This is a genomic window from Frigoribacterium sp. PhB24 (assembly GCF_003755185.1).
GTDB lineage: Bacteria > Actinomycetota > Actinomycetes > Actinomycetales > Microbacteriaceae > Frigoribacterium.
In genome coordinates, this window is record NZ_RKIC01000009.1 from 646586 (window position 1) to 668049 (window position 21464).

Below are 21464 nucleotides of genomic sequence, written 5' to 3' on the forward strand. Positions count from 1 at the left end.
CGCCGTGAGGGGAGGAGTCGTCCGTCAGACGACGACGAAGAACTGCTCGCCGATCTCGACGCGGGTACCGCGCGTCACCCTGACCCGGGCGCCCGGATCGGCTCGCCGGGGCGGGAGGTCCCGTGGGCGCACGACCGTCCCGTTGCCGGACCACCGGTCGCTGACCCACAGGATGCCCGCCTCCTGGCCGAACTCGAGATGCGTCTTGGACACCGACTTGCCGGGATCGACGATGCGGACGAGCTGGTCGAAGCGCTCCCCCGGTTGGGGCGTCGGTGCGCGGCCGATGAGACCCGTGCCGTCGACCGTGATGCTCTCGCCCGTGCTGAACTGCAGCACGTACTCGGTTCCCAGAACGCCACGGCGGACGATGCGGGTCTCGTCGACGTCGTCGTCCGGTAGCTCGACGAGCGGTCGACGGGGACGCCAGGCCGGGGCCGACGACGATGACGGTGCGGGGGGAACGTCGGCGACGGTCGGCTCGGGCGTCACGGCCGGTCGTTCGGCTCGGAAACCCGGCACGTGGTCGATCGGCTCGGGGGCGGGACGCCGTTCCGCGGGCGGCTCGTCGTCGGCCACGCCACGCGAGGGCACGTCGTCGCCGTCCGAGGAGACACGGCCGACGGCGTCGTCGTCGGCACCTGATCCGGCCCGCTCATCGTCGTCGCCGACCGCACGGCGGCGGAGGACGGAGTCGTCGTCCGGTCGCCACTCGGGTGGCAGCGGGACGACGGGGCCCGTGAACGACAACGCGACCGATTGGACGACCGCGCCGCACTCGCCGCAGAAGATGTCGTCCTCGCCGATGGACGCACCACAATGCGTGCACCGTTCGGGGACGGCGGCCGAACCAGGTCGGACGAGCGGTACGGGCTCGACCAGCGGCACCGGTCCGGGTCGACCGGAGTCCACGGGGGCGGGCGGGGTCTCACCCGGGGCGGGCGGACGGAAGTCGCGGCCGAGGGCGGCGACGGGAGCGGTGTCGCCGTCACGGGGGGCCTCGGCCGCCGGACTCACCAGCGCGGGGGGCCTCGTCGAAGCGGCGGGCCCCGCCGAAGCGGCGACCTCGTCGTCGTGATCGTCCACGGCAGGTAGGTCGGCGGCTCCGGTGGAAGCGTTGTCGGCAGATGACGCCGACGCCACGACACCGTCGTCATCCGCTGCGCGATCGGCACCCGCGGGACGTTCACCCTGGTCGTCGACCGACGGTTCGATGCCGACCACGTCGCTCTCGTCGTCTCGACGGTCGTCGGGCCCCCCGGACGTCGAGGGCTCGCCCCCCGCGGCGGCCGGTGACGAGTCGTCCGGGCCGGCGGGCGTCAGGGACGCGGTCCAGAGCGGGGCCGGCGTCACCCGCGGCCCGTCGTCAGCGTGCTTGGCAGGCGACCGGAGCGGTGTGGGCGGCTCGGCCGCGTCGGGGGCTGCGGAGCGGGAGGCGCCCCCGTGGACGACAGGGTCCGCGGGGCTGACGCCGTCCACGGTCCCGACGGGGTGAGGGACTCCCGGGGACTCGGCCCGCGCCTCCTCGGGCGCTGCCGGGAGGACGGCCTCGGGCTCGTCGGACCGGTCGTCGACCGGCCACACCGGAGGCTCGGGTACCGACACGGGCGTCATGGTTCGGTGCTGCCCGGTAGCGGGCGCGTCGACCTCGGTACCGGATGACCCGACCTCGGCATCGGGCGCCCCGACCTCGGCGCCACCGGTGTCAGGCTGCCGGTCGCGCACCCACCAGGGTGGCTCGGAGTCCCCTCGGCGGGGATGTGAGGCAGCGCGCGTGGGTGCCTCGGGCAGGTCGGCCGCGGTGACGGCATCGACGTGCTCGGCGGCGGCGTCGGCCCGACGGCGGGCGGCGGCGAGGTCTGCGCTCGAGACAGCCCGACCGCACTCGCCGCAGAACATCGCGCCGACGGGCAAGGGGCTGGCACAGGTGGGGCAGTACATCAGTCGTTCCTCTGTCGCTCGGGAGGGGTGCGCCCATGGTAACCACGCAATGATCGGAGCGAGACCGCAGCGGCGAACCGCTGCCGCCTCGTGAGCCCCACGGCCAGGGCGCGTCGCATCTCGGCGACGGCGGTCCAGACGCGATCGGCGTCGGATTCGGCAGGCGGGTTCGGCGAGAACACCGCACGGTCCGCGACTCGGGCCAACACCGCAGGACGCGAGCCACCCACGACGGCGGCGACCTCGCTTCGCGTCGCGGCCGGCGGGGTGCGGATGCCGTGGTCGACCACGGCGTCCTGGAACTCGTGCCAGCCGCCGCTGATGCGGTCCGAGGGGGTCGTGGCCGTCCGGCGCCGGCGCCGCCTCCTGGCCTTGAGGGCGACGACGGTCACGAACGGGGTCGCGACCACGCCGGCGACGAGGGCGCTCCAGCCGACGATCCGCACGACCAGCAGGACGACGGCCAGCCAGGCCGGAGGGGTCTCGGGGTCGTCCTGTTCGGACTGCGGCGGGGTCTGGTCGTCTCGCACCTGAGGGTCCTGGGGCGGGGGTTGGACGACCGACTCGGGACGGGAGATCTGCGTGGGATCTTGCACCTGGTCCTCGGGGATCGGCCGTTCGGCGGGGTTCGGGTCGAGCGCCACCCAGCCGTACTGGGCGGTGTCGACCTCGATCCACGCCGTCACGCTCGAACCCGTGACCTCGACGCTGCCTCCGCCGGTCTCGGGCGCGAAGCCCATGACCACCCTCGCGGGGAACCCCAGCCGGTCGGCCATCAGGGCGGCCGCCGTGGCGTACTGCTCGGCGTCGCCGATCATGACGGGGTCGGTGAAGAGTTGCGCGAGGCGGTCGGCTCCGTGGCCGGATCGGCTGACCGGCTCGTCGGCACCGACCCCGTGGCTCACGTAGCCGTCCTCGCGCAGGGCGGTGAGCGCGGCCTGGAGGCGCGCCCCCGGCGCCTGGACGCCGACGACGTCCTCCTCGAGCGCGGAGGACAGCTCGTCGGGCACGTCGCGAGGGGTCGGCACCGTGGCCGTCCCCGGCGTGAGCGCGACGAGCTCGTCGTCGCGGGGCTGTCGGGGCTCGACCGCGTCCAGCCGGTAGGAGTCTCCCTGGCGCAGGCCGCCGAGGACGGCCGCGGTGCCCGTCAGGTCGTTGTAGAAGAACGCATCCCGCCGGGCGTCCGCCGAGGCGCCGTCGAACGCGACGGACTCGAGTCGGCCTACGGTGGGCAGCCACAGGTCGGCGTAGGCCCCCACCGTGACATCGACGGTGGTCGGCTCTCCGTCGACCCCGGACTGGTCGACGGTGGACGGCACCCGCGTGAAGAACCCGGAGGCGCTGTCGGCCTCGCCGCTGCCGACGCTGTAGACGACGCCGTCGTAGGTGTCGAGCGTGGCGACGCGAAGTCGCTGTCCGTCGCGCAACCCCGTGACGGTGAGCAGCGTCTGGTCGACGGTCGGCGCTTGTTCGTAGGCTCGGAAGCCGCTGAGGGGGCTGACGTGGTCGCGCGGGTCGAAGGGTTGTTCGACGACCGTGCGCGCCACCGTCCGCGAGGTGGCCGGCGGGGCCGCCCCGACGGCGATCGTCCCGGCCGTTCCGGCGACGGCCAGCGTGAGGACCGTGCCGACGACGGCCCGGACGACCACCGGACGGTGCCCCGCCGACGTCCTGGAGGGGCGGGCGGCGAGGGCGTCGAGGGCGACCCGACGTCGACGGAGGCGCCACCACACCACCCAGGCGACCACCGTCACCAGGAGGGCCAGTCCGACCGCGCGGGGCCACCAGGCCTCGGCCGGGCCGAGCACGATCGCCGCGATCCAGACGACGACCGGGACGACGACGGCGAGTTCACCATGGCGCCGACTGCGGAGCGCGACGGACAGACCGACGACCGTGCCGACGAGGACGAGCGCGAAGACAGGCACCAGCAGGGCCTCGTAGCTGCCCACGGGCAGGGCGATCGTGACCAGCTGTTTCCAGCCGAGGGCCGTCGCCGAGACCAACGTCCACAATCCCCTGCCCGTGGGCAGCACCCCGGCGAGGGCCTGGGACGGCACGGCCAGCGGCACGCCGAGGACGAGGTAGGCCGCGAGCGTGGCGACGAACACCCACACGCTCGACAGCCGGAGGACGGCCGCACCGAGCGCGACGACCACGCCGACGGCGAAGGCGACGGCGACGAGCAGGACGAAGGCGCCGCTCTCGTACACCGGCCAGAAAGCAGAGGTCGCGGTGCCGAGCGACGTGGCGAAGAGTGCGACGACGGAGGTGACGAACGGCGCCCGTAGTCGTGCCGGACGGGCGCGAGTCCTGGCACGAGGAGGAGGCGTCACCTGCCCTGCGGGACTCCGGGACTCGTCGCCGACGCTCATGCGCCGGCCGTCCGCGCGAGCGACTTCTGGAGGTCTTCGAGGTATCCGATGGTCAGCACGGTGAGGTCGGCGATGCGCCTCATGCCGGGAACCGTCTCGGCATCGCACACGATCGCGACCGCTTCGACCCCGAGCGGGAACTGCATGGCCGCCGCGCGCATCTCGGTCACGGTCGTCGTGGAACCGACGACGAGGAAGGCCACCGAGATCCCGACGACCTGATCGCCGGCCACCCGTGCGACGTCGGTGATGGCCAGTGCCGACTCGGCCGTGCTCACGACCGCGAGTTCGTCGAGCAACCGGTTGCGCGTGAGCGTGCTCAGCGAGCGGATCTCGAGGTGCTTGCGCTTGGCGAACTCGGGGGTGGTCTCACCGACGACGACGCTGACCTCACGTGCGTCCCGGATCGCCCGGGCCCCGAGCGACCCCGCGACGCTGACGGCGAGCTCGAACTCGTCCTCGTTCGCGAAGTCCCCGGCGGCCAGGCTCAGGGCGATCACGAGGTGGCTGCGGCGGCTCTCCTCGAACTGCCGCACCATGTAGGTGCCGGTCTTGGCGGTCGACTTCCAGTGGATGTTCCGTCGTTCGTCGCCGGGCTGGTACTCGCGGAGGGCGTGGAACGAGATGTCGCTGGGCGAGAGGTCGCGCGTCGGGTTGCCCTCGAGGTCGCGGATGAGTCCCGTGCTCGTGCTCGGGATCCCGATGGTGCGGGGGTGCACGAACACCTCGGTGACTCCGGTCCACTCGATCTCGCGACGGGCGAGGCCGATCGGATCGCCGCGGACGGTGCTGACCGGACCCACGGCGACGACGCCGCGTCGTGTGGTGGGCAGATCGAACGACTCGGTGACCTCGTCACCCGATCGCAGGCTCGGCAGGTCGATCTCGGCGAGGCCCGGCCCGACCGGGACCTCGACCGACACGCCGAGGATGCGGCGACTGCTGGCGTTGCGCACCCGCACGGTGCCGGAGGCGGGAGCACCGACCGCGACCCGTTCGTGGGGGATCTCGAGGGTGATGCGGACGGCGTTCCGCCCGATGAGGGCCAGCGTCGCGACGACGAGCAGCACGATCGCGGCGAAGCCGACCACCACGAACTCGGTCCAACCGAGCAGGTAGCCGGCGAGCAGTGCCAGCGGGGCAGCGACGAGCATCGACCAGCCGAAGGGCGTGACCACCGAGGAGGCGCTGGTGAAGGCCCGACGGATGGCGCGGCGGGCCCCCCGGGTCGCCCTGACCAGCAGGACGAGCAGGTCGGCCCCGATGCCGGTGCGGTCGCCGACGATCCGCGTGCGGGCGTTGGTCAGACCCTGCGTTCCCGTCGAGAACGAGGAGTCGAAGCGCTGGTCGACGCCACGGGCGCCTCCCCGCGGTCGTGTGCGACCGGCACGGGAGCCCTCCGCGGTCGTCGCCGACGCGGGTCTCGCGGCCCGGTCGGTGACTCGGGGACGCTCGCTCACACGGCTACCCGTTCGGCGGGTGGCGCCGTCTCGATGAGCAGCTGGCTGACGACGCTGGACGGTGTCACGCCGTCGAACTCCGCCTCGGGGTCGAGCACCATACGGTGGGCGAGCACGGGCTCCGCGAGCGACTTGACGTCGTCCGGGATGACGTAGTGGCGGCCGAGGGACGCCGCGTAGGTCTTCGCCGATCGGACGAGGGCCAGCGCACCGCGGACGCTCACGCCCAGACGGACCTCTTGAGCGGTGCGCGTGCCCTCGACGAGCCGTGCGACGTAGTCGCTGATGGTCGGCTCGACGTGGACGGTGCGGGCGAGTCGGGCCATCTCGGTGATCACGCCGGCCTGGACGATCGGGTTGAGGCTGCCCTCGTGGACCCTCGTGGCGGAGCCCTCGAGGATGCGCACGGTCGCCGCGTGATCGGGGTAACCGATCGAGGTCTTCATGATGAAACGGTCGAGCTGGGCCTCGGGCAGACGATAGGTGCCCGCCTGTTCGACCGGGTTCTGCGTGGCGATCACCATGAACGGCGAACCGACGGGGTGGCTGACGCCGTCGACCGTGACACGGCTTTCTTCCATCACCTCGAGCAGGGCGGACTGTGTCTTGGGACTGGCCCGGTTGATCTCGTCGGCCAGCACGATGTTGGAGAAGATCGGCCCGCGGTGGAACTCGAACTCCCCCGCCTTCTGGTCGTAGATGCTGACGCCGGTGATGTCACCGGGCAGCAGATCGGGCGTGAACTGGACGCGGTTGCTCGTGCCCTGGACGCTCTGCGCGATCGCGCGGGCGAGCGAGGTCTTACCCGTGCCCGGGAAGTCCTCGAGCAAGAGGTGCCCCTCGCTCAGGAGCGCCGTGAAGGACAGCCGCACGACGAAGGTCTTGCCCAGCAGCACCTGGTCGACGTTGGCCACCAGGCGCCCGAAGATGTCGGAGAACCAGGTCGCCTGCTCGGGGGTCATGCTCATGCTCTTCGTTCCTCGATGTGTCGTTCGTGGGCTTCAGCCGCAGTTGACTTGCGCGTAACCGCTGTCGGTCTTTCCGTCGACCGTCCCTCTGATGCGGACCTGTGTGGCCGTCGGCTCGACCCGCGAGGACGTCGTGTACGCGCCGCTGTCGTTCCCGGACTGCCAGTTGTCGAGCAGGATCGGCGAGACGTTGAACTCGACCGTCGCCGAGAAGTCGAGGCTACCGTTCGACGGCCGGTTCACGACGAGGGGTTCGCCGGGGACGCACGAGACGATGGTCGGTCGCACGGTCACCGGTGTCGATGCGTAGCGATCGGACGCGGAGCCGCAGAACGTCTCCGAGGCGTCTCGGCAGCCTCGGACGTAGACCTCGAGTTCGGTGCCGTAGCCACCCGACGAGATGAACCCGTCGGCTGCGACGTCTTGCCAACCCGTCTGCCCGTTCTGCGACCACTCGTAGCGGACCGCTGTTCCTGTCGCCACCTCGGCCGCGGAGACCTTGACGTCGAAACGTCCTCCGCCGTTCTCACTGGCCGTCACCGTCGCACGAGCAGCACCCGGAGCCTTGAGCGCCGTCGTTCGACCCGAGCCGACCGAACAGAAGGTGCCGTTGTCCGCCTTGACGACGTACAGGTAGGTGACCCCGTCCTCAGCGGACGAGTCCATCGCTCCCCCACCGACGAGGGGAACGGCGTCGCCCACCGTGTCGCACGACACGGGCCCGTCCGAGTTCGCGAGGCGGACCACCCTGTACGTCGGGGCCGTTCCACCGTTCGCGGTCGATGGCGTCCAGGTGATCTGCACGCCACCGCTCACCGGAGAGGCCACCACCTGCGGAGCTCCGGGGCTTCCCACGGGGACCACCCTCGTCAGGGTCGCGCGAGCCCATGCCGCGTCGCTGTCGACGTCGGCGTCGTTCTTCGCGTAGACGTTGACCGTGTAGTTCTGGTTCGGCACGAGGCCCGTGATGACGCTCTGTTGCGCTCCTCGGCGAACGGTCTGCGATCCGGCCGTGGGCCCGGACCATTCGACGACGTACGACTGGATCGCTGATCCTGGACGAGGATCCGCTGCGTCGGTCCAGCTGATCCGGGTGTCGCCTTGGCCGGATGCCACCGCGGTCGCGCTCAGACCCGTCGGTGTGGGAGGCACGTAGTCCGCGCTGTAGGCGGGGCTGGACGCCGACGACGCGGAGTCCCCGATGGCGTTGGAGGCGACCACGGTGAAGGAGAATCGTTGACCAGCGGGCAGGTCGGTCAGGGTGCAGACCGTGACGAGTCCACACGACTTCGAGTACGAACCGCCCGCCGATCCGGTGCCCGTCAGACGGTAGCCCGTCAGCGGCGAGTTGTTGGCCGCGGGGGCCGTGTAGCTGAGGGTGAGCTGACCCCCCTTGAACGTGCCCGACCGGACGGGCGCGTTGGGCGCGGTGGGAACGTCCTGAACGCTGATCGTGACGGTGCCCCAGACGTAGCGGTCGGGGTCGTTCGTGACGTCGGCCACCTGGTATTGGAGGTTCGTGTCGCCCGGGGCGGCCGAGGCGGCGACCGAGACGGCGAGACTGCGGTTGTCGCCGCTGGGCGTGATGGAGACACCGGCCGGGACGGACGACCCGTTCAGCCCCCGGATCGCCACCACCCTCAGCCCCTGGCCGGGGAACGGGTTCGTCGCCTGGTCGTTCTGCAACACGTCGACCGTCGTCGAGGCACCCCGCTTGACGACGGCACGGTCGACCGCTGGTTGCGCCAGGGGGCGGGTCGATCCGACCACCGACAGGGTGACGTTCCCGCTCCGGCCGGCGTTGAGTGCGTCGCTGACGGCGACGGGCAGCGACCTGCTCGTCCCCTTGGCCGTTCCGGCGTCGGCCGAGACGGTCAGCTTCGACCCCGACAGGTCGTAGCCGAAGCCGGCCGTACCGCCCTGCTCGACGGAAAAGCGCAGTTCGTCCACGTCGTCCGGGTAGGGATACGTGGTGAGCCGAGCGAGATCGAGCGTTCGCGACTGGCCCGGTTCGAGGTCGATCGAGGTGCCATTGAACACGGGAGGTTGGTTCTCCCTCGACGTCACCGTGATCGGCAGCACGAGCGAGGCCGTCCGCCCGTCCGGGTCGTCGGCCGACCGGCCGTCGGTCACCTGGAACGAGATCGACGCCGTGCCCGAGAACAGGTCGGCCGACGTGAAGCGAAGGGTCGTGTCGTCGACGACGAGGTCGTCACCGTTCGAGTTCGTCGCACGGACCGTTCCGGGGTCGGTCAGGCGCACGCCGTTGGTGCCGGCCGAGATCACGTAGCGGTCGAGGTCGATCGTGACGGCCTTCTCGCTCTCGACGGTGATCGGACGGACCGTCCGGTCGATCTGCGGGAGGGCGTCGTCGAAACCGGGCACGACGATGAACGCGTAGGCGCGGATGCCCGGGTCGTCCTTCCGCGAGACGGAGAAGGGAATGATCTGGCTCGAATCGGTGATCCGGACGGTGACCCGTGAGTTCGGCGTCACCTCGGCGGTTGAACCGAACCCCGGCGCCAGCCCCAGGTCGAGTCGCGATGTGCTGCCGTCCGAGAAGAAGACGTTCGCGAGCGGGTTGACCGTCACGGTCTGCCGACCGGCGATGTCGCTGAGTCCGAGCACCGTGTCGTCCGCGAGAGGGTAGTTCAGTGGTGCTTCCGGATCGACCGTCACGGTGACGAAGGTCGAACTCTGGCCGCCTCGCTCGTTCGACACGGTGTAGACCAGGCCGTACGTGCCGGGAGCCTCGGGGGGTGTCACCGACACCAGGGTCCCCGACACGACCTTGGCGACGATGTCCTCGCCGTTGGCCTCCACCGCGTCGACCGATAATGCGCCCCCGTCGGGGTCGGAGTCGTTGTCGAGCACGCGGACCGTGATGGACCCGCCCGGTCGCATCGTCACCGCGTCCGCGACGGCGATCGGGTTGCGCGACCCGTCGGCACGGGTCGAGATGCCCACGCGGACCGTCCCGGTCGCCCGGGCACCCAACCCGTCGACGACCGTGTAGGTGAAGGTGTCGGTGCCCGCCGAGCTGGCGTTCGCCTGGTACTCGACGTAGTCGGTGCCGACGGTCGACACACTGCCCTTCTCGGGGTTCGTGCCCACCCCGAGCAACTGCACCGAGTCGCCGTCGGGATCGATCCCGTCGAGGGGGACGCCGATGCGCACGGTCTCGCCGGCGACCACGCGAGCCGTCACCGCCTGGGGCGCAGGGGCCGCGTTGCTGCCGGCGTCGACCTCGCGGACCGCGATGGCGACCTGGGCCGACGCCCGTTGCCCGTCCGGACCCTCGACGGTGTAGGTCGCCGTCACGTTGCCCGGGGTCGCCGGCGCGAGGTACCGCAGACGGTTGCCCGACGCGAACAGCAGCCCGCTGCCGGTCGGGACGTCGCTCTCGAGCCGCGGGACCAGCGTCAGCTCGTCTCCGTCGGGCTGCTCGTCGTTCGAGAGGACGTCGATGTCGATCGAGTCCCCCACGCGGACGGTCACCTGGTCGTCGGTCGCGATCGGGGGCTGGGTGATCGACCGGCGTGGGATCTCGACCACGGTCACCGTCCCCGTGGCCGAGGCGAGGCCGTTGCTGACCGTGTAGCCGAAGGTGACCGGCCCGGCGTCGAGCGGAGCCGCGAGCGTGATCCGGGCGTAACGCTGGTCGAGCGTCTCGACCCTGACCCCGGACGAGGCGGGCACGGCGTCGGTCGCCGTGAGCATGAGGACGTTGTTGGCCGGGTCGCGATCGGTCGCGACGACGTCCAGCGTCTGCGTCCCCAGCGTCTCGACGAAGATCGTCTTGGGTGTCGTGATCGGGGGCGTACCCGCGTCGGGAGGTGACTGCACGTCGACCCGGACGGTCCCGGTCGCCGTCTGGTCGCCGTCCGTCACGGTGTACTCGAGGAGGTGGGTCCCGGGCGCGTCGCTGAGGAATCGGAAGGTCCCCTGCTCGTAGTTCGGGGTGACGGTCACGTCGGCCTTCGCCGGAACGCTGTTCAGCTTGATCGTGCCCGTGCCGCCTCGGGCGTAGGTCAGCGGTCGCACGGTCAACTGCTGGCCGGCGTAGGCCTGCTGCGAGAACGGAAGGGCTTCGAGAGGCACCTGGCCCGCGCCCGACACGCCGATCGCGAGCGAGCCACGCCCTTCGTCGCGACCGTCGGAGACCGTCAGCGGGACGTCGACGGTCGTGTCGCCGGCACCGGCGTCCTGATAGACGACGTCACCCGACGGCTTGTACGACACGCCCGCCGACCCACCCGCCGACGTCAGGTAGAAGGCGTCGCCGTCCGGGTCGATCCAGTCGCCGAGCACCGACGTGGTCACGCGCCCCGACGACGACACCGATGCGGTCGTCTTCCGGACCTGCTGAGGCGGCGAGTTCTCGGTCGGCTGACGAACGGTCACGGTGACCGTGGAGCTCGCCCGGCCGCCCCGGCCGTCGGAGATCGTGTAGTCGAGGGTGAGCGTTCCTGACGCCGTGTCGGTGAGCGTGAGCAACACCTGCTGACGATCGTTGACGAGGTCCACCCGACCGACGGATTCGTCCGGGGTGGACACCTCGTCCACCACGAGCGGGTCGCCGTTCGGGTCGTAGTCGTTGAGCAGGACGGGCAGGGTGCTCGCCCGACCCGGGCGCGCACCGAACGCGTCCTCGACGGCGACCGGTGGCTTCTGGTCGGGATCGAGCTCGGGCGGCTGCTCGTCGTCGTTCTCCTGCTGGTCTTCCTGTTCGCGGTCCTCCTGGAACAGGTCGGACCAGTTGTCGATCAGTTGGCCGGAACGCTGGACCGCCCAGGATCGTCCGGTCGCCGGATCGTTGAGCACGACCCGCCGCGCGTTGACGTCGAAGACGAGATCCGCGCCTCCGGGCATGTCGTCCAGGGCGAGGACCCCCCCGCGGGCGGATGCGCAGTCGCTCCACGCCGAACCACCCGCCCAGGCGGCGTAGCGGCACTCGCCGACGACCACGGGTCGCGCGGGCTCGCCCTCTCGCTCGCCGACGACCTCCGTCACCCGGGAGCCGTCGGACGACACCGACAGGAGGCCCGTGGCCGTGGCGACCAAGACGTCGTCTCCTGCGTCGGACGCGGTCTGCAGGGCCATGCCGCCCGAGACCCGGTCGGACAGGTCGACCCGACGCCCGTCGACGACCAGGGCCCCCGCGGCGGTGTCGAGCACGGCCCAGTGGCTGCCCACCGAGGCGACCTGGTAACCCGTTGACGACGACGACGGCAGGTCGTGCGTCTCGGTGACGTCCGGTGACACCGTGCCGTCGAAGATCGATACCTGACCTGTGGCGGTCGAGTAGGCGGCCACGGTGCCGTCGGGCGTGACGCTGGTGACCAGCCCTTTGCCGAGGCTGAGGTCGGGGTCGACCTCGTTGCTGAAGGACGGCAGGTCGGAGAGCGGTCGGGACCAGACCTCGCCCGTGCCCTGCGACACGACGAGGGCACGGTCGCCGGCGAGGGTGACCTCGGGCGACTCCGGCGGCAGCGGGACGCTCTCGGCGACCTCGGCCGTGGCGGTGTCGACGACGCCGACCGTGGCGTTGCTGCGGTCGACGAGCAGGACGTCCTGCCCTCGCTGCACGACCGAGAGGTCGTTGCCGGTGCTGCGGACGGCGGAGTTGAGCTGCAGCACGTCGGTGTTCGCCCGGCCGATCGCGGCCCGTTCGCCGTTCGCCACCCACACGGTTCCGTCGGACAGGTCGACCCGTTGGGCCTCGTAGCCGGTGCTGGCCACCGCGACCGTCGTCACGAGCGTGGCCACCACGACCACTCCGATGCCGGTGGCCACGGCGGACCGACGACGGGAAGCCCAGTCGAGCAACCGCGCCATCAGCCCTGACCCGCCGTCGCGCAGTTCTCGTTGCTCTCGGGGCCGGTCGAACCACCGCGACTCACGGCGACGACGATGCAGACCTCGTCGCCCGGATCGGCCGGGGTGGCGACGAAACGGTCGGCGGATTGCTGGCTGGTCTGACCTCCGGTCGAGATGACGTACGTGTCACCTGCCCGGAGACCCGGGTCGCTCCAGGTGAAGACCACCGACGCCCCGTCGCTCGACGACGCGACGTCGGCCACACGGGGAATCTCGGTCGAGGTCGAACGGACGAGCACGAGCGTCGCCGCGGCCGCGAGACCGATGCCCACGACGGATGCGGCCACCAGGGCCCACGTCAGGACGAGCGCCGATCGACGCCGTGCGGGGCGCGTGCCGGTGCTGCGAGGCACCGCTCGGCTCTGTTGCAGAGAACCTGCCTGCTGCGCCATCACCTGGGCCTCGGTGGCCCGACGCCGACGGCGACGCCGGGAGGCCTGCACGGGGGTGACTCCTCGCACACGCGTCTTGTCCTCGAGGTCGGCGACGGTCGCGAGGGCCCAGTCGTCGACGGCCACCTCGATGGGCGTCTGCGCGACGCCGATCTCGCTCTCGACCTGCTGGAGCTCGCGCACGAACTCGAGGACGCTCGCCTGACGGTTCTCGGGGCGCCGCGACATGGACCGCGCGAGCAGCCGCTCGAGCGTCGGGGGGACGTCAGTCCGCCCGGTGGGCACGAGCTTGGCCTTGTCGATGCGGCCGATGAGGTCGCTCGCTCCGTTCTTGTCACCGCCGAGGACCTCGAAGGGGCTCCGGCCGGCGAGCAGCGAGTACACCGTCGCGCCGAGGGACCACACCTCGCTTTCGATGGTGCCGTTCGTCTCGTCGAGCAGCACCTCGGGGGCCGACCACGGAATCGACATGCCGACGACTTCTTGCGGCTCGCTCTCGCCGAGCGATGCGGCGATGCCGAAGTCGGACAACACGGGATGGCCGTACGCCGTCATGAGGATGTTCGAGGGTTTGAGGTCACGGTGGAGCACGCCCTGCCGGTGGGCCGTCTCGACCGCGCTGCCGATCTTGACGCCGATGCGCAGCACGTCGGCGACGGGGATGCGGTCGCGCCGGTACCGCTCGCTCAGCGACGACGAACAGAGTTCCATCACCAGGTAGGGCCGACCGTCGGCCGAGACGCTGGCCTGGAACACCGTGAGGATCGACGGGTGGGCGCTGAGCTGGGCCATGAGGTTCGCCTCGGCCTGGAACATCTGCCTGACCTGGTCGTTCACGACCTCGCTGAGCATGACCTTCACCGCGACCTGTCGCCGTGGCATGTTCTGCTCGTAGAGGAAGACGTCCGCGAAGCCGCCCGACCCCAGCACGCGGACGTGCGAGAAGCCCGGCAGCACGGGTGGCGCCGAAGGCAGTCGTCGAGCCACGTCGCCTCCTCTGGGGATCGATGCCGGGTCGGCTGGGCGGAGCCGGTCGGCGTCGGTCCGACCACGGCCATTCTACGTGGGGGCCACCGACGCCCGAGAGGCCGGTCGGTCCCTCTGTGGACAGCCCCGGTCCCCCCATTTCGGGGGTCGAGACCTCGTGGGGTGCGTCTCGCGTCTAGTCCGCGTCCGGTGCCCCGGCACCCCGGACGTCCACGACGACGGCCGTCACGTTGTCGCGCCCGCCCGCTTCGACGGCGGCGTCGACGAGGGCCGTCGCCGCCGCCTCGGCACCGACGACACCGCCCATCAGGTCGGCGATGCGGTCCGCCGAGAGCTCTTTGGTCAGACCGTCCGAGCAGACGAGGAGGCGCAGGCCGGGTCGGGCGGGGACCCTCCAGTAGTCGGGCCGCGGGTCGACGTCGAACCCGACCGCCCGGGTGATGACGTTGCTGTCGGGGTGCTTCTCGGCGTCGTCCGCGTGCAGGAGCCCGGCGTCGACCATCTCCTGGACGACGGAGTGGTCGACGGTCACCTGGCGCAGACGTCCGGCCTCGAACATGTACACGCGCGAGTCGCCCACGTTGAAGACCGTGAAGTCGACCTCGGCGCCTTCGGCCTCACGAGAGAGGAACGCCCCGGTCGCCGTCGTGCCGACCCCGAGCTCGGTGTCGGCCGCGGCCACGGCGATGTCCTCGGTGGCGACGCGAAGGGCCGTCTCGACGTCGTCCGTCGTGGCGAAGGGGCGGGAGGCGATCTCACTCATGCGCCGCACGACCGCGTCGCTGGCGACGTCGCCGGCGCTGTGTCCGCCCATGCCGTCGGCGACCACGAAGAGCGGCGCCTCGGCGAGGTAGCTGTCCTCGTTGTGGGCTCGGCGACGACCGACGTCGGTCACCCCCGCCCAGTCGAAGGTGAGCCCCGGGCCGTCGAGGCCGAGGGCGTGGGCGGTCGTGGGGCGTCCGAGCTCTGTCACAGGAGGGGTTCTTTCGTCGGGATGATGCGCTGGGGAGGCAGGATCTCGAGAAGGTTCCCGTCACCTACGTCCACTATCGTGCCTGCGCGCGCGACGAGCGACTCGCCTTGCCGGAGAATCACGGGAACGCGTCCCGGCTCGATCACCCGCGTCCCGTTCGTCGAACGCAGGTCGGTCACGACGACGATGTCTCCTTGCTGGCGGACGTCGACGTGGGCCCCTGACACCTCGTGCCGGGGCGACGGCACGGTCACCAGCCGGGGAACGGGTCCGGACGCGACCCGCGGCCCGGCCGGCCGTCGCCCCACCACGACGGGTGCGTCGAGGAGGAGGTCCTGCCCGGCCACCCTCACCCCGTGGAGGCGCGGTGCAGGTCGACCGGGCCCGCTCGGCTCCCGGCTGGTCGGCCCGACCTCGTGCCGCGACGTCCGGAGGACCGTGTCGTCCGTGTCGGCACCACCCGATGAGCGGGCGGGACGGCGGACGACGGTGTCGTCGATCCCGTGGAGTCGGTGCCACGGATCCTGTGACTGTTCGGAGGGCATCGTGTTCCTCTCACCGGTCGCCGTCGCGCACGTCGGCGACCTCGACCCCCACGCTAGCGCCCGGCCGTGCCCCGGGAGTCCCCGGGGGCCTCACCGGACGTCGTCTCCTCCCCAGGCGGAGCGGGGTGACCGTCGGTGCACAGCGGAGCGATCCCCTGTCGGGTCGTCCCGGCCTCTCCCTTATCGTGACGCCATGACCGACCTCGTCCTCGTGCCCCCGTTGCCGCCTGGCCGAGCCGGCGACGACGACGATCCACCGGGACTCGTGCGGCTCGACTCCCCCGTCGGACGCATCGAGATCATCAGCCGGCATTTCGCCGTCGAGGGCCTGGCGATCGAGCGCGACGGCGTCCTGCCACACGACGGCCAACCCGAACGCCCCGACAGTCTCCTCGATGCCGCCCGCCGGCAGGTCCACGGCTACTTCGACGGGGTGCGCACCCGCTTCGACCTGCCGTTCCGCCTGGTCGGTTCGAGCTTTCAACGGTCGGTCTGGGCCGCGCTGCTCGAGGTGGAGTGGGGTCGGGCCACGACCTACGGGCAACTCGGCGGAACCTTCGGCAATCCGCGGGCCGGGCGAGCAGTCGGTGGCGCGGTCGCGGCGAACCCACTACCTCTGCTCGTCCCGTGCCACCGTGTCCTCGGTCGAACGGGCGGCGTCACCGGCTACACCGTCGGTGCAGGCGTCGAGACGAAGAAGTGGCTGCTCCGCCACGAGGGCATCGCGTTTCGAGAGGGCCCCGTGCCCCTCGATTGAGCAGTGGACGCCGAAGACCGCTCGCCTGACCGTCAGAGCGACGCCTCGAGGACGGACTCGGCGACGAGGACGGTCTCGAGCCCGGGCTCGATGACGAATCCGCGCCCGCGGGCCCAGGACACGAGGTCGCCGATGTCGCACAACGCGGGTCGATCGGTCAGGAGTGCCCGGACGAACAGCCCCTTGCTCTTCTTGTTGAAGTGGTTGAGTGCCCGACGGCGGTCCCCCGCGTCCGAGACGACCCGGACGTACGTCGAGCGGGGACCCGCCGGCCCGAGGCCGACGTATCCCTCGGACCGGAGGTCGACGACGGGTTCGTCGACGGCGGCGAGCACCGCCGACACAGGGGTACGCCAGAGTTTCTTCAGGGAGGTCCGCGGGAGCTTGGAGTCATGCGAGAGCCGGTAGGCGGGGATCTCGTCCCCGGCTCGGAGAAGACCGAACAGCGCAGAGTGCACGACCACGTGTCGATGGGCCCAGTCCCACGCGTCGTCGGTGAGACCCGTCACGTCGAGTGGATCGAAGAGCACACCCGTGTAGCGCGCCAGCGCACGCATCGTGGGCGACTCCGTCACCCTCAGGTTGCGCTCGACCTCGTGGGTCTGGGTGGGGCCGAGCTTGAGCGCCAGGACCGCGGACGGCACGTCTGCCGACATCTCACCGAGCAGAGCCAAGGAGGCGCGGCGCGGTCCCCCGAGTTCGTCGAACGACAGTGCCGCCACGTCGAGCCGTGAACCGACGCTGCCCCCGTCGAGTTTGGTCTCGGACGGGGGCAGCAGGAACAGCATCGATCTGGGTGGTGCGGACGACTGGTGGTCAGTTCAACTGCGCGTTGCGCGCGACGACCGTCACGGTGTCGTTCTCGACGGACAGGAATCCGTCGTCAGCGGTGGCCTCGACGGTACTGCCGTCGGACAAACGGACCCTGACCTGACCTGATGCCAGGATGGCGAGGATCGGCTCGTGACCGGGGAGGATACCGATCTCACCCTCGGCGGTGCGAGCGACGATCGACGACGCCTCGCCCGACCACACTTCGTGGTCGGCCGACACGACGCTGACAGAGAGAGCAGCCACGATCAGCCGTTCTCCTTCTGGATCTGTGCCCACTTCTCTTCGACGTCCGAGATGGAACCGACGTTGAAGAACGCCTGCGTGGCGACGTGGTCGAACTCGCCGTCGGCGATCGCGGTGAAGGACTCGATGGTGTCCTTCAGCGGGACGGTCGAACCCTCGACACCGGTGAATTTCTTCGCCATGTAGGTGTTCTGCGAGAGGAACTGCTGGATGCGACGAGCACGGGAGACCGTGATCTTGTCTTCTTCGGACAGCTCGTCGACACCAAGGATCGCGATGATCTCTTGCAGCTCTTTGTTCTTCTGCAGGATGGCCTTGACCCGGATGGCCGTGTCGTAGTGTGCCTGGCCCAGGTAACGGGGGTCGAGGATGCGGCTGGTCGAGGTGAGCGGGTCGATCGCGGGGTAGAGACCCTGCGACGCGATCTCGCGGGACAACTCGGTGGTCGCGTCCAGGTGGGCGAAGGTCGTCGCGGGGGCCGGGTCGGTGTAGTCGTCGGCCGGCACGTAGATCGCCTGCAGCGACGTGATCGAGTGACCACGCGTCGAGGTGATGCGTTCTTGCAGGACGCCCATCTCGTCGGCCAGGTTCGGCTGGTAGCCCACGGCCGACGGCATGCGACCGAGCAAGGTCGAGACCTCGGAACCGGCCTGCGTGAAGCGGAAGATGTTGTCGATGAAGAGCAGCACGTCCTGCTTCTGCACGTCACGGAAGTACTCGGCCATGGTGAGGGCCGACAGCGCGACGCGGAGACGGGTTCCCGGCGGCTCGTCCATCTGGCCGAAGACCAAGGCGGTCTTGTCGAAGACACCCGCCTCGTCCATCTCGGCGATGAGGTCGTTGCCCTCACGGGTACGCTCCCCGACTCCGGCGAACACCGACACACCACCGTGGTCCTGCGCGACACGCTGGATCATCTCCTGGATGAGGACGGTCTTGCCGACGCCCGCGCCACCGAAGAGACCGATCTTGCCACCCTGGACGTAGGGCGTCAGGAGGTCGATCGACTTGATGCCCGTCTCGAACAGCTGAGTCTTGGACTCGAGCTGGTCGAACTGGGGGGGCTTGCGGTGAATAGGCCAGCGCTCGGTGATCTCGACCTTTTCGCCGGGCTCGAGGTTGAGGATCTCGCCCGTGACGCTGAAGACCTTGCCCTTGGTGACGTCACCGACGGGAACCGAGATGGGGGCACCGGTGTCGATTACTTCTTGCCCGCGGACGATGCCGTCGGTGGGCTTGAGGGCGATGGCACGGACGAGGTCGTCGCCGAGGTGCTGAGCGACCTCGAGGGTGATCTGCGTGGTCGTCTCACCGATGGTGATCTTGGTGGTCAGCGCGTTGTAGACGCCGGGAATGGCATCGTGCGGGAACTCGATGTCGACGACGGGGCCCGTGACCCGGGCGATACGCCCGACGCCGGGAGCCGACTCGGTCGCGACCGGTGCGGTTGCGGTGTCAGTCATGGCTTCTCTCTCTTCGGATGATGATGCTGTGGTGCAGAGCTCTACTTGGCCGATCCGAGGGCGTCTGCGCCGCCCACGATCTCGGAGATCTGCTGCGTGATCTCGGCCTGACGCGCGTTGTTGGCCAAACGGGTGAAGTCGCGGATGAGGGTGTCGGCGTTGTCGCTGGCAGCCTTCATGGCCTTCTGTCGGGCGGCGTGCTCGGAGGCAGCCGACTGCAGCATGGCGTTGAAGATGCGGCTCTCGATGTAGACCGGCAAGAGGGCGTCGAGCACCTCGGTCGGATCGGGCTCGAAGTCGTACAGCGGCAGGACTTCGTCCTCGCCGGGCTCTTCGATGCCTTCGACCACCTCGAGGGGAAGCAGACGCACCACCTCGGGAACCTGGCTGACCATGTTCACGAAGCGGTTGTAGACGATGTGGATCTCGTCCACGCCACCCTCGGATGCCTCGGTGAGGAACTTCGACACGACCGCGTCGCCGATCTCTTTCGCCGTCGAGAACTCGGGCTGGTCGGTGTTGCCGGTCCAGACCTGCTCGGAGTCACGGCGACGGAAGGCGAAGTACCCCTGGGCCTTGCGACCCACGAGGTAATAGACGACCTCTTTACCCTGACTGCGGAGCAGCTGTGCCAGCTGCTCACTCTCTTTCAGCGTGTTCGAGCTGAATGCGCCGTTCAGGCCGCGGTCGGACGTGAAGACGACGATCGCAGCGCGTTCGACCGTCTCGGGCTCGGTGGTCAGCACGTGGTCGACGTCCGAGAACGTCGCCACGGCTGAGACCGCACGCGTGATGGCCCGCGAGTACGGCCCGGAGGCCTTCATCCGGGCCTGCGCCTTCTGGATGCGCGAGGCCGAGATGAGCTCCATCGCGCGAGTGACCTTCTTGGTCGTCTGCGCAGAGCGGATCCTCTGCCGGTAGACCCGGAGTTGGGCTCCCATTACTCTCCTGTTGTCTCGTCAGTCGTGAACGTCGAACGGGCGCGTCAGCGCTTCGTCTTGACGATCTTCTCCTGGTTGACGTCGTCGGCGTCGGTGGCCTTGAACTCTTCACGCCCCACCGAGGCGAGCGGCTTGCCCTCACCGGTCTGGAACTCCTGCTTGAACGAATCGATGCCGCTCTCGAGGGCCGCGACGATCTCGTCGCTCAGGACGTTCTTCTCACGAAGATCGGACAACACGGACGTGTTGCGGCCCATGTAGTCGAGGAGTTCACGCTCGAAGCGCAGGATGTCGGGCACGGGGACCTCGTCGAGCTTGCCGTTGGTGCCGGCCCAGATCGACACGACCTGGTCCTCGACGGGGTACGGCGAGTACTGCGGCTGCTTGAGCAGCTCGGTGAGACGGGCACCACGCGCGAGCTGACGACGGCTGGCGGCGTCGAGGTCGGACGCGAACATCGCGAAGGCCTCGAGCGACCGGTACTGCGCGAGCTCGAGCTTCAGCGTGCCCGAGACCTTCTTGATCGACTTGACCTGGGCGTCACCACCCACGCGAGACACCGAGATGCCGACGTCGACAGCGGGACGCTGGTTGGCATTGAACAGGTCGGACTGCAGGAAGATCTGGCCGTCGGTGATCGAGATCACGTTGGTCGGAATGTAGGCCGAGACGTCGTTTGCCTTGGTCTCGATGATGGGCAGACCCGTCATCGACCCCGCACCCAGCTCGTCGGACAGCTTCGCGCAACGCTCGAGCAGACGCGAGTGCAGGTAGAACACGTCACCCGGGTAGGCCTCACGTCCCGGCGGACGACGGAGGAGCAGCGAAACGGCACGGTAGGCCTCGGCCTGCTTCGACAGGTCGTCGAAGATGATGAGGACGTGCTTGCCGCTGTACATCCAGTGCTGGCCGATGGCCGAGCCGGTGTACGGGGCGAGGTACTTGAAGCCGGCGGGGTCCGAGGCGGGAGCGGCGACGATCGTCGTGTACTCCATGGCTCCGGCTTCTTCGAGGGCGCCCTTGACCGAGGCGATCGTCGAGCCCTTCTGACCGATGGCGACGTAGATGCAGCGGACCTGCTTGTTCTCGTCGCCGGACTCCCAGTTGGCCTTCTGGTTGATGATCGTGTCGATCGCGATGGCCGTCTTGCCGGTCTGACGGTCGCCGATGATGAGCTGACGCTGGCCACGGCCGACGGGGATCATGGCGTCGATGGCCTTGATGCCGGTCTGCATGGGCTCGTGGACCGACTTGCGCTGCATGACGCCGGGCGCTTGGAGCTCGAGGGCACGACGACCCTCGGTCGCGATGTCGCCGAGACCGTCGATGGGGGCACCCAGCGGGTCGACGACGCGACCGAGGTAGCCGTCACCGACGGGGACGGAGAGGACCTCACCCGTGCGGGTGACCTCCATGCCCTCTTCGATGCCGGAGAACTCTCCGAGGACGATGGCGCCGATCTCGTCTTCGTCGAGGTTCTGGGCGAGGCCCTGCGTGCCGTCCGCGAAGCGGATGAGCTCGTTGGCCATGACGCCCGGGAGTCCCTCGACGTGGGCGATGCCGTCTGCTGCGTCCGTGACGTGGCCGACCTCGGTGGTCGAGGCCTTCGAGGGCTCGTACGACGAGACGAAGTCCTTCAGCGCGTCGCGAATCTCATCCGGGCTGATCTTGATGTCTGCCATTGTGATTCCTATTCGTAGCGAGG

General features: G+C 69.9%; 14 protein-coding genes. 1 reads left to right on the top strand and 13 read right to left on the bottom strand.

Going from position 1 to position 21464, the window contains the following annotated elements:
* Positions 1-24: 24 nt before the first annotated feature.
* The 8 genes from EDF50_RS03565 to EDF50_RS17085 all read right to left on the bottom strand — a co-directional run bounded on the left by EDF50_RS03565 (position 25) and on the right by EDF50_RS17085 (position 15521).
* Positions 25-1941 (bottom strand): zinc-ribbon domain-containing protein, encoded by a 1917-nt coding sequence (locus EDF50_RS03565; protein WP_148076746.1) that lies wholly within the window; start codon positions 1939-1941, stop codon positions 25-27.
* On the bottom strand, positions 1941-4316 hold the full coding sequence (locus EDF50_RS03570) for a transglutaminase domain-containing protein (RefSeq protein ID WP_123518142.1): 2376 nt from the start codon (positions 4314-4316) through the stop codon (positions 1941-1943). Before EDF50_RS03570 ends, EDF50_RS03565 begins: the two co-directional genes overlap by 1 nt.
* A complete protein-coding gene (locus tag EDF50_RS03575) occupies positions 4313-5776 on the bottom strand; it encodes a DUF58 domain-containing protein (RefSeq protein ID WP_123518144.1) in 1464 nt (487 codons plus the stop codon). Before EDF50_RS03575 ends, EDF50_RS03570 begins: the two co-directional genes overlap by 4 nt.
* Positions 5773-6744, bottom strand: a complete 972-nt coding sequence (locus tag EDF50_RS03580) for a MoxR family ATPase (protein WP_123518145.1) — start codon at positions 6742-6744, stop codon at positions 5773-5775. The genes EDF50_RS03575 and EDF50_RS03580 overlap by 4 nt, the downstream gene beginning before the upstream one ends.
* Before the next feature lie 33 nt (positions 6745-6777).
* Entirely contained in the window at positions 6778-12582 is a 5805-nt protein-coding gene (locus EDF50_RS03585; RefSeq protein WP_123518147.1) for a fibronectin type III domain-containing protein, read from the bottom strand.
* Entirely contained in the window at positions 12582-14003 is a 1422-nt protein-coding gene (locus EDF50_RS03590; protein ID WP_123518149.1) for a serine/threonine-protein kinase, read from the bottom strand. The genes EDF50_RS03585 and EDF50_RS03590 overlap by 1 nt, the downstream gene beginning before the upstream one ends.
* A 175-nt stretch (positions 14004-14178) precedes the next feature.
* On the bottom strand, positions 14179-14976 hold the full coding sequence (locus tag EDF50_RS03595; protein WP_123518150.1) for a PP2C family serine/threonine-protein phosphatase: 798 nt from the start codon (positions 14974-14976) through the stop codon (positions 14179-14181).
* Positions 14973-15521, bottom strand: a complete 549-nt coding sequence (locus tag EDF50_RS17085) for an FHA domain-containing protein (protein WP_123518152.1) — start codon at positions 15519-15521, stop codon at positions 14973-14975. Before EDF50_RS17085 ends, EDF50_RS03595 begins: the two co-directional genes overlap by 4 nt.
* Positions 15522-15714: 193 nt before the next feature.
* Here EDF50_RS17085 and EDF50_RS03605 point away from each other — a divergent pair, with 193 nt between their 5' ends.
* The gene (locus EDF50_RS03605) at positions 15715-16278 is read left to right on the top strand and encodes a methylated-DNA--[protein]-cysteine S-methyltransferase (RefSeq protein WP_123518153.1); all 564 of its coding nucleotides are present in this window, start codon (positions 15715-15717) and stop codon (positions 16276-16278) included.
* 32 nt (positions 16279-16310) lie between these two features.
* Here the strand turns inward: EDF50_RS03605 and EDF50_RS03610 are convergent, their stop codons facing one another.
* From EDF50_RS03610 to atpA, 5 genes are read right to left on the bottom strand one after another with little or no spacing between them, the layout of a single operon-like run.
* Positions 16311-17066, bottom strand: a complete 756-nt coding sequence (locus tag EDF50_RS03610) for a YaaA family protein (protein WP_123518155.1) — start codon at positions 17064-17066, stop codon at positions 16311-16313.
* A gap of 28 nt (positions 17067-17094) precedes the next feature.
* Positions 17095-17355 (bottom strand): F0F1 ATP synthase subunit epsilon, encoded by a 261-nt coding sequence (locus EDF50_RS03615; protein WP_123518157.1) that lies wholly within the window; start codon positions 17353-17355, stop codon positions 17095-17097.
* A 2-nt stretch (positions 17356-17357) separates the two neighbouring features.
* Positions 17358-18818: a F0F1 ATP synthase subunit beta gene (gene atpD / locus EDF50_RS03620; protein WP_123518158.1), complete on the bottom strand. Its 1461-nt coding sequence runs from the start codon at positions 18816-18818 to the stop codon at positions 17358-17360.
* A 41-nt stretch (positions 18819-18859) separates the two neighbouring features.
* The gene (locus EDF50_RS03625) at positions 18860-19759 is read right to left on the bottom strand and encodes a F0F1 ATP synthase subunit gamma (RefSeq protein ID WP_123518160.1); all 900 of its coding nucleotides are present in this window, start codon (positions 19757-19759) and stop codon (positions 18860-18862) included.
* Positions 19760-19803: 44 nt separating this feature from the next.
* Complete coding sequence (atpA, locus tag EDF50_RS03630; RefSeq protein ID WP_123518162.1) at positions 19804-21441, bottom strand: F0F1 ATP synthase subunit alpha; 1638 nt, start codon at positions 21439-21441, stop codon at positions 19804-19806.
* Positions 21442-21464: the final 23 nt, after the last annotated feature.

Coding starts and splice junctions, on each gene's coding strand:
- EDF50_RS03605 (WP_123518153.1), top strand. CDS start 15,715: ATGACCGACCTCGTCCTCGTGCCCCCGTTGCCGCCTGGCCGAGCCGGC.
- EDF50_RS03585 (WP_123518147.1), bottom strand. CDS start 12,582: ATGGCGCGGTTGCTCGACTGGGCTTCCCGTCGTCGGTCCGCCGTGGCC.
- EDF50_RS03580 (WP_123518145.1), bottom strand. CDS start 6,744: ATGAGCATGACCCCCGAGCAGGCGACCTGGTTCTCCGACATCTTCGGG.
- EDF50_RS03570 (WP_123518142.1), bottom strand. CDS start 4,316: ATGAGCGTCGGCGACGAGTCCCGGAGTCCCGCAGGGCAGGTGACGCCT.
- atpA (WP_123518162.1), bottom strand. CDS start 21,441: ATGGCAGACATCAAGATCAGCCCGGATGAGATTCGCGACGCGCTGAAG.
- EDF50_RS03610 (WP_123518155.1), bottom strand. CDS start 17,066: ATGCTGTTCCTGCTGCCCCCGTCCGAGACCAAACTCGACGGGGGCAGC.
- EDF50_RS03625 (WP_123518160.1), bottom strand. CDS start 19,759: ATGGGAGCCCAACTCCGGGTCTACCGGCAGAGGATCCGCTCTGCGCAG.
- EDF50_RS03565 (WP_148076746.1), bottom strand. CDS start 1,941: ATGTACTGCCCCACCTGTGCCAGCCCCTTGCCCGTCGGCGCGATGTTC.
- EDF50_RS17085 (WP_123518152.1), bottom strand. CDS start 15,521: ATGCCCTCCGAACAGTCACAGGATCCGTGGCACCGACTCCACGGGATC.
- atpD (WP_123518158.1), bottom strand. CDS start 18,818: ATGACTGACACCGCAACCGCACCGGTCGCGACCGAGTCGGCTCCCGGC.